The sequence below is a fragment of the Streptomyces endocoffeicus genome, assembly GCF_016741935.1.
GTDB lineage: Bacteria > Actinomycetota > Actinomycetes > Streptomycetales > Streptomycetaceae > Streptomyces > Streptomyces endocoffeicus.
This window is the reverse complement of the sequence record NZ_JAERRG010000021.1, coordinates 72505-84387: the sequence shown is the minus strand read 5'-3', so window position 1 is coordinate 84387 and position 11883 is coordinate 72505. Positions and strand designations below refer to the sequence as shown.

The window sequence follows — 11883 nt, the reverse complement described above, 5'->3', positions numbered from 1 at the left end:
GGGCCGGTCAGGAGGACCGGCCGCCGTTCTCGTCCGGCATGCGCCCGAGGGTGTTCTCGATGGCGGTCGCGGCGGCGCGGAGCCGCCGGGCCGCGTCATCGAGCCGGTTGATCATCCGTGATGTGGGGCCGGATACGTTGATCACGCCGACCAGTCCACCGGCCGGTGTCCGCAGCGGAACTCCGACCGAGGTCAGGCCGATCTCGACCTCTTCACTCGCCATGCTGTAGCCACGGTCGCGTTCGATCCGCAGCCGTTCGAGAAGTTCCTCGAGGGTCCGGGGAGCGGACAGTCCCGACATGGGAGTCGTCAGGTCCTCCGCGACGAGTTCCGCCACGAGATCGTCGTCGGTGTCGAAGAGCAGGGCCCGGCCGGAGGCCGTGCAGTGCAGAGGTGAGCTGCGGCCGACCCATCCGCCGGCCCGGAGGGACTGGTTCGACTCTTCGCGCAGTACGGTCAGTGACCGGTTGCCGCGTTGCACCGACAGCAGCGCCACTTCGCCGGTGCGTGCGACGAGCGCGCGCAGCACGGGTCTGGCCGCCCGCAGCAGCGGGCTGTCTCCGGCTCCGGCGGCCAGGACCAGCATGTTCCAGCTCAGCCGGTAGTGCTTGGTGTGGCTGTCCTGCTCGACGAGACCGCCTCGGCTGAGGGCCTGGAGCATACGGGAGACCTGGCTGCGCTCACGGCCGACGGCTCTGGCGAGGTCGCTGACGGAGTGGTCCCCGGTGGTGCCGCGACGCCCGAAGGCCAGCAGGAGTGCGGCTACGCGTTCGGCTGCCGAGTCCATGCTCGCCACCTTCCTCTAGTTGTTGCCACAGCAACACGCTGCCGTCACTTTTCTATCCCACCAGCCAAGATGCCACAAGGCTGTTGCTGAGAGAGCATCATCCCTGTTCAGCCCGCATATCGGTGCCTAGGGTGACGCGCACCGCAGACGCGGTGGTGAAACCCTCTCCCCGAAGAACGGAGCAGCTTGTGAGCACCGGCATCCATCCGGATTCGACGTGGGCGCCCCTGTACGGAGCGCAGACCGAGCTGGCCATGGACAACTTCCCGCCCCGTGGCCGCACGTTCGGCGACTTCCCGCCCCTGGTGCGCGGGTACGCCCAGGTGAAGCTGGCCGCGGCGCGCGCCAACCAGGCTCTTGGTGTGCTGGACGAACAGCGCTGCGACGCCATCGCCAAGGCGTGCCAGGAGATCCTCGACGGCGAGCACGCCGGGCAATTCCCCACCGCGCTGGTGCACGGTGGCGGCGGCACCACCGCCAACATGAACGTCAATGAGGTGATCGCGGCACGCGCCGGTGAGCTGGCCGGAGCCACGGTCCATCCCAATGACCATGTGAACGCGTCCCAGTCCACCAACGACACCTATCCGACCGCCATGGCGCTCGCACTGCTGAGCCAGGTCGACGCGCCCGTGGCCGCTCTGACCCGGCTCGCGGACGCCTTGGAGTCGAAGGCGGCCGAGTTCGACACGACCCGCCGCCTGGGCCGTACCTGTCTCCAGGACGCGGTCACCCTGACCGCCGGTGACACCCACCGGGCACAGGCGGCGGCCGTCCGCCGCACCGCCGGCATTCTCGAGGCGGCCACCCATGCCCTGACCACCGTTCCGATCGGAGCGACCGCGGTGGGTACCGGGATCGGCGCGCCCGCCCATTTCGCGGCACGCTGCGCCGAGGAACTGGCACGGCTCACAGGGCTTCCCATCAGCGCGTCCGAGAACCCCTACGACAGCCTCGCGCATTTCGATCCCTACGCCCACATCGCGTCGGCGGGCGCGCGGGCGGCGATCACCACAGCGAAGATCGCCGCCGATGTCCGGCTGCTGTCCTCCGGGCCGCGGGGCGGGTTCGGCGAGTTGACGATTCCGGCGGTCCAGGCCGGATCCTCCATCATGCCGGCCAAGGTCAATCCGGTGATACCGGAGTATGTGATGCAGCTCAGCTATCGCGTCAGGGGAAGCGCCCACACCGTTGAATGCGCCGTCGCCGCCGGCGAACTCGAACTCAACGTCATGGAACCGGTGATCCTCGACGCCCTGAGCAACATCTTCGACGACCTGGCCGCGGCCGCCACGACCTTCACCGAGCGCTGCGTCCTGGGCCTGGCCTGGAACGGCCCCCACCGCGAGCGCAACCTCGCCGGGGCGCTCGACCGGTGGGTCGAGATGTCGGCGACCCGCGGCTATGAGTCGGCCACCGCTGAACTGCGAGCGGGCGGAAGCGACGGAGGAACGGCACGATGACCACGCCCGTCTCCCCCACCCAGCCCGCGTCCATCGCCTACGACGACGCCCCGCTCACCCGTTTCCACATCAGGATCGCCGTCGCCGGCACGGGTGGCCAGTTCAGCGACGGGTTCATCCTCGGCATCATCGGCATCGTCATCGCCTCGGCGGGCGACACCCTCGGTCTCACTCCGCTGTGGACCGGTGCGCTGGGCGCGGCGACCCTGACCGGCCTGTTCGTCGGTGCCATCGCCGTGGGCCCGGTAGCGGACCGGATCGGCCGCAGATCGATCTTCGGCTGGGACATGCTGTTCTTCGCCGTTCTGTCGCTCCTGCAGTTCTTCGTGCAGACACCCGGACAGCTGCTGACCCTGCGGCTGCTCCTCGGACTGGTGCTCGGCGCCGACTATGTCGTGAGCAAGTCCCTCGTCACCGAGCACTCACCGCGCAAGTTCCGCGGCCGCCTCATGAGCCTGCTGGCCGTCGCCTGGGCCGCCGGTTACGTCTTCTCGTATCTCGTCGGTTTCCTTCTGACCGGACACGGAGACAACGCCTGGCGGTACATGCTCGCCATCAGCGCGGTCCCGGCCCTGCTCGTCTTCGGCTTCCGCCTGGGAGTGCCCGAATCCCCGCTCTGGCTCGCCAGGCATCAGCGGAACACCGAAGCCGCCGATGTCGTCCGCCGCCACCTCGGCCCGGGTGTCCTTCCGCCCACCGCTCCCCCGCTGAGCCGACACCGCGGCTTCACAGCCCTCTTCGGGCCCGCCTACCGCAGGCGGACCGCCGTGGGCGCGCTCTTCTACGTCTGTCAGGTCATCCCCTTCTTCGCGCTCGGCACCTTCTCCTCCCAGGTGATGGAGGCCCTCGGCGTCACCAGCAAGATGGGAGCCGGCGCCCTCTACAACGTGTTCCTGCTCATCGGGGCCGTCGTCGGCCTGGTGCTGATCGACCGCATCAGCCGCCGCCGGTTCCTGGTGGGAACCTTCTTCATCGGCGCGGCACTGCTCACCGTGCTCATCCTGCTCGCCGACGCGGGCGCGTCCGCCATCGTCGTCATCGGACTGTTCGCCGCCTTCGCCTTCCTCATGTCCGCGGCGGTGAACCTGGAGTTCGTCTACCCGCCGGAGCTGTTCCCCACCGATCTGCGAGCCTCGGGCGTGGGCATCGCGACGGCCGCCAGCCGGCTCGGATCAGCCGCCAGCACCTTCCTGCTCCCCGTCGTCGAGGCCGGCCACGGCATCAACACCGCCCTCATCGGGTGTGTGGTGATTCTCCTCGTCGGCGGACTGGTCTGCTGGGTGTGGGCACCGGAGACCAGCACGGAGTCGCTGCTCGACACCGGCCTCGCCCCGACATCCGGGCAGCGGCCCTCCGGGTGAGCGCCGGACACCTGGCGCCGAAGAACCTGGGCGGATGGCGGCGGTCATCGGGGGCCGCTGCCGAAGACCGCCGACTCCCTGGTCCACGCGGCGGCCTGCTCGCTGAGGGAGAGACCGAGGCCACCCCGGTTGGGGATGACCATGCGGCCGTCGCACAGCTCGAGGCGCTCGTTGAACATCGGCTCCAGCCACTCGAAGTGCTCCACCCAGGCCGTGCGCGGATAGGCGGCGGACAGATGGAGGTGGATCTCCATCACGAAGTGCGGTGCCAGGGCCCGGCCCTTGTGGTCCGCGAGCGCGGAGATCCGCAGGAACGGGGTGATACCGCCCACCCGTGGCGCGTCGGGCTGTACGAAGTCGGAGGAGCCCGCCTCGATGAGCGCCGCGTGCTCACCGACGCTGGTGAGCATCTCACCGGTGGCGACCGGGGTGTCGAGCGTCGCCGCGAGCGCGGCGTGCCCCTCGGCGTCGTAGGCGTCGAGAGGTTCCTCGATCCAGGTGAGGTCGAACTTCTCCAGCACCCGGCCGACCCGGGTGGCGGTGATCCGGTCCCACTGCTGGTTGGCGTCGACCATCAGCGGAACACCGTCGCCGAGGTGTTCGCGGACCGCCTCGACCCGCCTGAGGTCGACGGCCGGGTCCGGTGAGCCGACCTTGAGCTTGATGCCGCCGACGCCGCGGGCCCGGGCAAGGTCGATGTTCTCCAGCACCTGCTCGATCGGCATCGACAGGTAGCCGCCACTGGTGTTGTAGACGTCCACCGCGTCGCGGTGGACGCCCAGCAGCTTGGCCAGGGGCAGTCCGGCCCGGCGCGCCTTGAGGTCCCACAGGGCGATGTCGAGGGCCGCGATGCCCTGGACGGCCACGCCGCTGCGGCCCATGGAGGCTCCGGCCCACACCAGCTTGGTCCACAGCCGGCCGATGTCGTTCGGGTCCTCGCCGATCAGCTCGGGGGCGATCTCCTTGGCGTGGGCGTAGATGGCGGGGCCACCGGCGCGCTTGGAGTAGCTGAAGCCCAGGCCCTCATGGCCGCCCTCGGTCCTGATCTCGGCGAAGAGAAAGGCGATCTCGGTGAGCGGCTTCTGGCGGCCGGTCAGCACCTTGGCGTCGCTGATGGGCGCGTGCAGCGGCAGGTGGACGAGGGAGAGGCGGACCGACTCGACGCGGTCGGTGGTGGCCTCGCCCGGCGCGGACGCCCAGGGCTTGAAGGCGACCGCTTCGCTGGGGGCAGTGCTCATTGCTTGCTCCTTGATACTCGAAACGCGAGCGAGTGAGGGTGGGTGGTGAACGGCGGTTACGGATGGCGTCGTGCGCGCACCGGGTTGACGAGCCGGCCGATGCCCGCGACCTCCGACTCCACGACGTCCCCGGGCCGCAGTGCGCGTGGCGGATCCATGAAGTCGCCGCATCCCGAGGGTGTTCCGGTGAGGATCACGTCTCCGGGGCGCAGCGTGAAGAAGCGGCTGAGGTAGGCGATGAGCGAGCGGACGCCGAAAAGCATGTCGGCGGTAGTGCCGTCCTGCACCTTCTCCCCGTTGACCCACGTCCGCACCGCGAGCCGCTGCGGGTCCTTGATCTCGTCCGCCGTGACGACGACGGGCCCGAGCGGGCAGAAGGTGTCGAGTCCCTTGCCGCGTACCCACTGACCGTCGTCGGCCTGGAGGTCGCGGGCCGACACATCGTTGGCGACGGTGTAGCCGAAGACGGCGTCGAGCGCCCGCTCCTCGGGGATGTCGCGGGCCTCGGAGCCGATGACGACGGCGAGTTCGGTCTCCCAGTCGACGCGGCGGGTGACCGCGGGGTCGAGGAGGATGGGCTCACCGGTGCCGATGGCGCTGGAGGAGAGCTTGGTGAACAGATACGGGACATCGGGACGCGGCCATCCCATCTCGGCGATGGTGTCGCGGTAGTTGAGGCCGATGCCGAAGATCGTGCCCGGCCGGTGGGGCAGTGCGGGTACGGCCTCGCCCTCGGGGACCGGTTCGCCGCCTTCGGGGATGGGTGCGCCGGCTATGGCGTCCTCCAGACGGAGGTGGCCGGGGACGAGCTGCCATGGGGCGCCGGGCCCTTCGGCCGTGATGAGTGTGCGGCTGCCGTTGTGGACGATGGTGCTCAGTCGCATGGCTGGGGCCCTCCCGGACCAATGGTTCAGATCGTCTTGGCGGATATCTCGCCGGCCGCCGGATACCGGCCGGGCGCGGCCTTTCCGGATTCCCTTTTCCGGGACAGGCCCGAGTCGCGGTCATCGTTTTCCCGGATGAGACAGGAGGCCAGCGCGGCGATGAGAGAGAAGACGGCCAGACCGATGAGTCCCCATTGCGTACTGCCCGTCCGGTCTTTGACGATCCCGAACCCGTAAGGCGCGACGAAACCGCCCAGATTCGCTATCGAGTTGATGATGGCGATGGCGACGCCGATCACCATCGGATGGACCGTGCGCTGGACGATGGGCCAGAAGATCGGGCTGATGCTCTTGAAGCCCATGGCGGCGACCGTGAGCATCGCCAGGGCGAGCCAGGGGGAGGTCACGGCGGCGAGGTAGGACCCGGCGGCCGCGGCGACGAGGGCCCCGATGAGCAGTGGCTTGCGCCGGTTGGTACGGTCCCCGATCCGGGCGAGCAGGAACATCGCGACCATGGCGAAGAGCCAGGGCACGGAGGAGAGCAGGCCCACGGTGATGTCGTTGGTGCCCTTGATGTCCCGGACGATCGACGGCAGCCAGAAGGTGTTGGCGTAGATTGACATCTGGACCGAGAAGTAGACGAAGACGAACAGCAGGATCTTGGGGTCGCGCAGTACGGCCCACATGGACCGGCGGTCATCGCCGTCCGGGTTCGGATGCTCCGCGTCCTCCGCCTCGATGGCCGCCGTGAGCTCGCGCTTCTCGTCGGCGGTGAGCCAGCGCGCGTCCTCGATCCGGGAGTCGAGGCGGAAGAAGGCGACGACGCCGATGGCGACCGACATGACGCCCTCGACCAGGAACATCCACTGCCAGCCCCGGAGCCCGAAGGTGCCGTCCATCCGCAGCAGCGGGCCCGACAGGGGGCCCGAGACGGAGAACGCGACGAGCGCGCCGACGGCGTACCGCGCGTTGGCCCTGCCCCGGTAATCGTTGGGCAGCCACCTCGCCAGGTAGTACAGGACGGCGGGTACGAAGCCGGCTTCGGCCACGCCGAGGAGGAACCGCAGTACGTAGAAGCTGATGGGGCCCTGGGCGAACAGCATGCAGGCCGAGACGACGCCCCAGCTCACACAGATCCTGGACAGCCATATCTTGGGGCCGAACCGCTTCATCAGCGCATTGCTCGGGACTTCGAAGAGGAAGTAGGCGATGAAGAAGAGCCCAGCGCCGAGGCCGTAGGCCGTGGCGCCTATTCCGAGGTCGGCTTCGAGATGTGATTCGGCATAGCCGATATTGGAACGATTGAGCTGATTGCACATCATCATGACGGCGAACAGCGGGGTGACTCGGCGCATTATCTTGGCGACGGCTCCGGAGAGCGGTGTCGCTTTTGCGGATGGTGGCGCGGCGCTGCCGGAATCGGCGCCTCCGGGATGGGATGTCATGGTGCGGCCGTTTCTTCCGTCGACATTGACAGGATCTGGTCGATGCCTCAGGAAGAGGACAGTCCCAATGAATGGGATGACGTGCCGACCAGTAGGAAGCACAACGTAGGGTCGCCCTGGAGGGGTGTCAAGGACTCGGAACAACGGAGCCCACGCCTCCCACTTCCCAGCCATTGAGAATCTGTTTCTCCCACTGGGATTTCAGCGAGGTGCGGTGTTAGCGTTCCGGCACACCAGTCGCGACGCCATGGCCACTCCCGTCAGACGGGGGGATGTGCCACGGAGGTCAGAAAGGACGATCAGGTGTCCCCAGACGCCTCGGTGCCCCTGGACGGCGCCGTCTTCGAGCAACTCGGCCGGGTGAGCACCGCCACCCTCGCGACCCAGCTGTACAAGCGCGGGATCCGGCAGCCGTTCCTCGTGGGGCTCTCCCCCGTCGGCGATGGCTTCCGCGGGTTCGTGGGAGAGGCGTTCACCATGCGCTTCATCCCCTCCCGCGAGGACATCGACCCGATGGGCGACCCCTACCGGACCGGAAACGTCCTTCAGTGGGAGGCGGTCGAGAGCGTCGGGCCCCGCCAGGTGCTCGTCGTCGACAGCCGCAACGACACATCGGCGGCGTCGGCCGGCGACATGCTCCTGACCCGGGCCATGAAGCGCGGAGCGGCCGGCTTCGTCACCGACGGGGCGTTCCGGGACGGCGCCGCGATCGCCGCACTCGGCTTTCCGGCCTACGCACGTGCCATCACGGCCACCACCAGGCCGGCCGCCTTCCACGTGGCCGACCTCAACGCGCCCATCGCCTGCGCGGATGTCGCGGTCTACCCCGGAGACATCCTCGTGGGCGACCGCGACGGGGTCATCGTCGTGCCCCGGGCCCTCGCCGCCGAGATAGCCCAGCCCTCCGTCGAACAGGAGCGGCTGGAGGCATGGCTGCACCAGCGGGTGCGGGACGGGGAGCCGCTGTGGGGCACCTACCCGCCCAGCGCCGGGACGCTGCGGGCATACGAAGCGTGGAAGTCCGCCCACCAGGAACGACAGAACCCGGAGGCCCGTGTATGAGCTCCTTCGCCGATCTCCCCCACGCCATGAAGCGCGCCCGGATGGAGACCACGATCCGCACCTACTTCGACGGCTGCAATGAGGCCGATGTGGCCAAGATGGCCGCCCAGTTCACCCCCGACGCCGTCCACTACTTCCCGCCCGGCCTGGCGGGACCGTGGATCGGCAACACCACGATCGGCGAGAACTGGCGCCGGCTCACCCTCACCATCGGCTCCGCCTGGTCCGTCGAACGCCTCATCGCCGAGCCCGAGACGCTCCAGGCCGTCATCGAGTGGACCCACTGGAAGACCAGGTCCGGCGGTTACCTCCGGGGTGACGAGTGGTACCGCTTCGACCCCGGGACGGGCTTGATCACCGAGATCCGCGCCTTCTACGCGTCGGCACCCGACGGGCGGTCCGAGGTGACCTTGGAGGGCTACGACTACGCCGCCAACGGCTTCCACCTCAAGCCACCCGTCGCGCGGCCCCATCCCGACGCCGAATACGACGTCACCGAAGACTGACCCCACCGCACCGGCCAGGAAATTCCGTGAACGTCGCGCAGAGCGTCGCCCCGCTCAGCGCCGCACGTAGCCGAGGCCCGCTGAAATCTCGGCGGCCGCCTCGGCCACCAGCGGACCGACGTCACTCAAGATCCGTTCCATGCGCTCCGCCACTCCGGCGACGCTGATCGCCGCGACGGGCAAACCGGTGTGATCGTGGACAGCGGCCCCGCAGCAGCAACTGGACTCATCGAACTCACGCCGGTCCTCCGACCAGCCGCGCTCCCGCGTCTCCTGAAGGATCTTCCTCAGCGGACCGAGCGAGTCCTCGTCGACCGGCGAGTCGTCCGAAGCCACGAGCTCCCCCAGCTTCTCCTCCATCGCCTGCTGCGGGAGAGCCGCCAGATAGGCCCGCCCCAGCGACGTGCAGTGCAGCGGCCGCCCCGCACCCAGCTCGCTCGTCACCGCCACCGGGCGCGGGCCGCGCTCACGGTGCACGAACACCATGTTCACGCCGTTCGGCACCGCGAGGCTTGCCGTCTCCCGGGTCTCCCGCATCAGCCGGGAGATGACCGGCATCGCCGTGGCGGTCAGATCCGTCGAGCTCACCGCCGCGGAGGCCAGCCGCGTGGCCGAAGGACCGAGCCGCAGCAGCCCGCTCCCCTGCTCCACGGCGAGCCAGCCGCCCGCGACCAGCCGGTCGACCAGCCGGTAGGCGGTACTGCGGCTCAGCCCGAGCGCCGCGGCAAGATCCTGCGTGGAGCAGGTACGGACCACGGCCAGGTGATCGAGCATGGCCAGACCGCGATCCAGGGCCCCGGAACCCGGCCCGAGAGCGGATGTGGTGGTGGCGGGCGAGGTCATACAGCCTCCACAGGTGAAACTCGGTATCAATCATTGAGACTACCTGGCAGAGCCCCCGTAGGACGGCGATACCGAACTGTCGGTGTCGGTGGACCGTGATGTGATGACACCGTGAGCCGCGCCGCAGAAGAGACCAACCGCCGCATGCTCCGGGCCCGGGACGCGATGGACCGCGACTACGCGCGCCCCCTGGACGTCCCGGCCCTGGCCCGTATCGCGCACGTGTCCGAGGCGCACTTCACGCGTACCTTCCGGGCCACATTCGGTGAAACACCGCACCGCTACCTGCAGCGCCGCCGTGTGGAGCGAGCGATGTTCCTGCTGCGGGAGACCGACCGCGGCGTGACGGACATCTGCTTCGACGTCGGCTTCGGCAGCCCGGGCACCTTCAGCCGCACGTTCCGCGACATCGTCGGCCGGTCACCACGCGCCTACCGCAAGGAAGCGGTGGCCACGGGCGTGCCGACGTGTTTCACGATGGCGTGGACGCGACCGAGCTCCTGACCGTCGGCCGCATCCGTACCGTCCCGGCGCCACCCGTCCGCCGACTGAGCAGTTTCGGATAAGTTTTCCTCCGGCCCGCTCGGTAGCGTGAGTCCCATGTTCAACGCCATCACACATTCGCAGATTTACGTCCTCGACCAGGACGAGGCCCTCGACTTCTACGTCGGCAAGCTCGGCCTGGAGGTCGCCGCGGACGTCAACTTGGGCTTCATGCGCTGGCTCGCCGTCAGCGTGCCCGGTCACCCCGAGCGGCAGATCCTGCTGGAGAAGCCGGGCGCCCCGGCAATGTCGGAGGAGACGGCAGAGCAGGTCCGTGACCTGGTGACCAAGGGTGTGATGGGCGGCTGGCTCATCCTGACCACCCCCGACTGCCGCAAGACCTACGAGACGCTGCTGGCGCAAGGCGTGGAGTTCACCGAGGAACCCACTGAGCGCCCGTACGGAATCGACTGCGGCCTGCGCGACCCGTTCGGCAACCGCATCCGCTTCACTCAACCGGCGGCCTGAGACGCTCCACGGCGCCGGGCGGGGGGCGCGCTCACCGCTGGTGCGGGCTGCCGCAGTCCACGTCCGTCCAAGAGGACGGGCCGCCGTACGGCTCACGGGGTGGGTGCGGGGTGGGCCGTGCGGGCGGCAGGCGTGACGAAGGACGCGGCCACCACGAGTATCAGGACCAGCGACAGTGCGTTGCGGAGTCCGAACTGCTCGCCGAGATGGCCGAGCGAGGGCGGTCCAACGAGGAAGGCGACGTAGCCGAGGGTGGCGGCGAGGGAGACCCGTGCGGTGGAGTTGTCGCCGGAGTCGCCGGCCGCGGAGAGCGCGACGGGAAAGCCCAGGGACGCGCCGATGCCCCACAGGACGGCGGCTGCCGCCGCGACGGCCTGATTGTCGACAAGGATCACGAGTGCGATGCCGACGGCGCCGATGACCGCGCTGGCGCACAGGGCGGCCGCGCGTCCATAGCGGTCGACGAACCGGCCGCCCACGAAGCGGCCGACGGTCATCGAGGCCGCGAAGACCGCGTACACGGCCGATCCGAGCGCGGGGTCGAAGCCATGGCCGTCGACCATGACCAGTGGCAGCCAGTCGTTCGCCGTTCCCTCGGCCATGGCGAGGGCGAGGATGATGCCACCGATGAGCAGCAGTCTCGGCTCCCTCCACACCGCGGGGCGCGCGGAGGCCTGCGCCTGGGTGCCGTTGGCGTTGCCGGTTCGTCGGCCCACCCCGGCGGGAACGTATCGGATCACCGGCACCAGTACGGCCAGTACCACGACGGTGACGATGGCGAGATGCCACAGGACGGGGAACGAGATGGCGGTCAGAATCATGCCGCCGACCGCGCCGACCACCGTGCCAAAGCTGTAGAAGCCGTGCATCGCGGGGAGGGTGGAACGGCCGAGCAGCCGTTCCACCTCCGCCCCTTCGATGTTGAGGGCCACCTCGCCGCCGCCCATCCCGAGGCCGATGAGTCCGAGCCCGAGGGCCACGACCGCGTCCGCGCCCGCCGCCGCCCCCAGGCCGATGACGCCGGCCCCCGCGGCGGTCGCCAGCGTTCCGGCCGCGATGAGTGGCCGGGCGCCCCAGCGGACCACCAGCGGGCCCGAGCACAGGATGCCGGCCATGGATCCGACCGAGAGTCCGAACAGGATCAGGCCCATGCGTCCGGTGGAGGCTCCGAGCAGGTCGCGCACGTCGGGGGTGCGCGTCACCCAGGACGCCATGGCCAGGCCGGGCAGGAAGAACAGGGCGAACACGGCGGTCCGACGTCGGCCGAGGCTGACGGTCACGGG

At 69.3% G+C, this 11883-nt stretch carries 12 protein-coding genes; 6 read left to right on the top strand and 6 right to left on the bottom strand.

Features of this window, described 5'->3' with window-relative positions; all coding sequences use genetic code 11:
- Nucleotides 1-7: 7 nt before the first annotated feature.
- Nucleotides 8-787: an IclR family transcriptional regulator gene (locus tag JK364_RS37940; RefSeq protein ID WP_201855948.1), complete on the bottom strand. Its 780-nt coding sequence runs from the start codon at nt 785-787 to the stop codon at nt 8-10.
- Nucleotides 788-975: 188 nt separating this feature from the next.
- On the opposite strand from JK364_RS37940, the gene JK364_RS37935 reads away from it, so the two are divergent.
- Nucleotides 976-2250 (top strand): lyase family protein, encoded by a 1275-nt coding sequence (locus tag JK364_RS37935; RefSeq protein WP_307841495.1) that lies wholly within the window; start codon nt 976-978, stop codon nt 2248-2250.
- Nucleotides 2247-3611 (top strand): MFS transporter, encoded by a 1365-nt coding sequence (locus JK364_RS37930; protein WP_201855947.1) that lies wholly within the window; start codon nt 2247-2249, stop codon nt 3609-3611. Before JK364_RS37935 ends, JK364_RS37930 begins: the two co-directional genes overlap by 4 nt.
- A 44-nt stretch (nt 3612-3655) precedes the next feature.
- Here the strand turns inward: JK364_RS37930 and JK364_RS37925 are convergent, their stop codons facing one another.
- From JK364_RS37925 to JK364_RS37915, 3 genes are read right to left on the bottom strand one after another with little or no spacing between them, the layout of a single operon-like run.
- The gene (locus JK364_RS37925; RefSeq protein ID WP_201855946.1) at nt 3656-4849 is read right to left on the bottom strand and encodes an L-talarate/galactarate dehydratase; all 1194 of its coding nucleotides are present in this window, start codon (nt 4847-4849) and stop codon (nt 3656-3658) included.
- A 56-nt stretch (nt 4850-4905) separates the two neighbouring features.
- The gene (locus JK364_RS37920; protein WP_201855945.1) at nt 4906-5733 is read right to left on the bottom strand and encodes a fumarylacetoacetate hydrolase family protein; all 828 of its coding nucleotides are present in this window, start codon (nt 5731-5733) and stop codon (nt 4906-4908) included.
- Nucleotides 5734-5759: 26 nt separating this feature from the next.
- Nucleotides 5760-7088 carry an MFS transporter gene (locus JK364_RS37915; RefSeq protein WP_230993109.1) on the bottom strand — a complete coding sequence of 443 codons (1329 nt, stop codon included), beginning with the start codon at nt 7086-7088 and terminating at the stop codon, nt 5760-5762.
- A gap of 393 nt (nt 7089-7481) precedes the next feature.
- Here JK364_RS37915 and JK364_RS37910 point away from each other — a divergent pair, with 393 nt between their 5' ends.
- On the top strand, nt 7482-8240 hold the full coding sequence (locus tag JK364_RS37910; protein WP_307841494.1) for a ribonuclease activity regulator RraA: 759 nt from the start codon (nt 7482-7484) through the stop codon (nt 8238-8240).
- A complete protein-coding gene (locus tag JK364_RS37905) occupies nt 8237-8746 on the top strand; it encodes a nuclear transport factor 2 family protein (RefSeq protein ID WP_201855943.1) in 510 nt (169 codons plus the stop codon). Before JK364_RS37910 ends, JK364_RS37905 begins: the two co-directional genes overlap by 4 nt.
- 54 nt (nt 8747-8800) lie before the next feature.
- Here the strand turns inward: JK364_RS37905 and JK364_RS37900 are convergent, their stop codons facing one another.
- A complete protein-coding gene (locus JK364_RS37900) occupies nt 8801-9589 on the bottom strand; it encodes an IclR family transcriptional regulator (RefSeq protein WP_201855942.1) in 789 nt (262 codons plus the stop codon).
- 111 nt (nt 9590-9700) lie between these two features.
- Between JK364_RS37900 and JK364_RS37895 the strand changes: the two genes are divergently transcribed.
- Together JK364_RS37895 and JK364_RS37890 are read left to right on the top strand one after the other, a co-directional pair.
- Entirely contained in the window at nt 9701-10093 is a 393-nt protein-coding gene (locus JK364_RS37895; protein WP_201855941.1) for a helix-turn-helix domain-containing protein, read from the top strand.
- Nucleotides 10094-10189: 96 nt separating this feature from the next.
- Entirely contained in the window at nt 10190-10600 is a 411-nt protein-coding gene (locus JK364_RS37890; protein ID WP_201855940.1) for a VOC family protein, read from the top strand.
- A gap of 92 nt (nt 10601-10692) precedes the next feature.
- On the opposite strand, the gene JK364_RS37885 is transcribed toward JK364_RS37890, so the two are convergent.
- Nucleotides 10693-11814 (bottom strand): MFS transporter, encoded by a 1122-nt coding sequence (locus tag JK364_RS37885; RefSeq protein WP_230993131.1) that lies wholly within the window; start codon nt 11812-11814, stop codon nt 10693-10695.
- Nucleotides 11815-11883 lie beyond the last annotated feature (69 nt).